Source organism: Candidatus Symbiopectobacterium sp. NZEC135, from assembly GCF_025962695.1.
This window is the reverse complement of the sequence record NZ_JAGFPF010001003.1, coordinates 1-783: the sequence shown is the minus strand read 5'-3', so window position 1 is coordinate 783 and position 783 is coordinate 1. Positions and strand designations below refer to the sequence as shown.

Annotated in this window: 1 protein-coding gene; it reads left to right on the top strand. The window is 57.1% G+C overall.

Annotated elements, in window-relative coordinates; genetic code table 11:
* On the top strand, nucleotides 1-783 hold a 783-nt coding region (locus J5224_RS32045; protein ID WP_319802529.1), incomplete at both ends, for a TrkA C-terminal domain-containing protein.

The window sequence follows — 783 nt, the reverse complement described above, 5'->3', positions numbered from 1 at the left end:
CTATTTCGCCCTTGCCTTAGTCTTGGTCAGCTCGGCGCTGGTGTTGGCACTGCTGTTGGGCAAACTTTTCGGCTGGGATATCGGCCTGACGGCAGGCATGCTGGCAGGTGCAATGACCTCAACGCCCGTGCTGGTTGGGGCGGGAGATGCGCTACGCAATGCCAACAGCGTCAATCCACAGCTTGGCGTCGAATTGGATCACCTGAGCCTTGGCTATGCGCTGACCTATCTGATCGGGCTGGTCAGCCTGATTTTTGGCGCACGCTATCTACCAAAACTGCAGCATCAGGATCTGCCGACCAGCGCGCAACAAATCGCGCGTGAACGCGGTCTCGATCCCGACAGTCAACGTAAAGTGTATCTCCCCATTATCCGCGCTTATCGCGTCGGGCCGGAGCTGGTTGCCTGGGCGGACGGAAAAAATCTGCGCGAACTGGGCATTTACCGGCAAACCGGCTGCTCCATTGAACGCCTGCGTCGTAACGGCATTCTCGCCACGCCGGATGGGGATGCGACCTTGCAACTGGGCGATGAGATCGCGTTGGTGGGCTATCCGGATGCCCATGCACGCCTCAACTCCAATTTCCGCGATGGCAAGGAAGTGTTCGATCGTGACCTGCTCGATATGCGCATCGTCACCGAAGAGATTGTGGTCAAAAACAACAACGGCGTCGGCAAACGCCTCAGCCAGTTAAAACTGACCGACCACGGCTGCTTTTTAAACCGCATCGTGCGCAACCAGATTGAAATGCCGATCGATGATGGCGTAGTGCTGAACAAAGG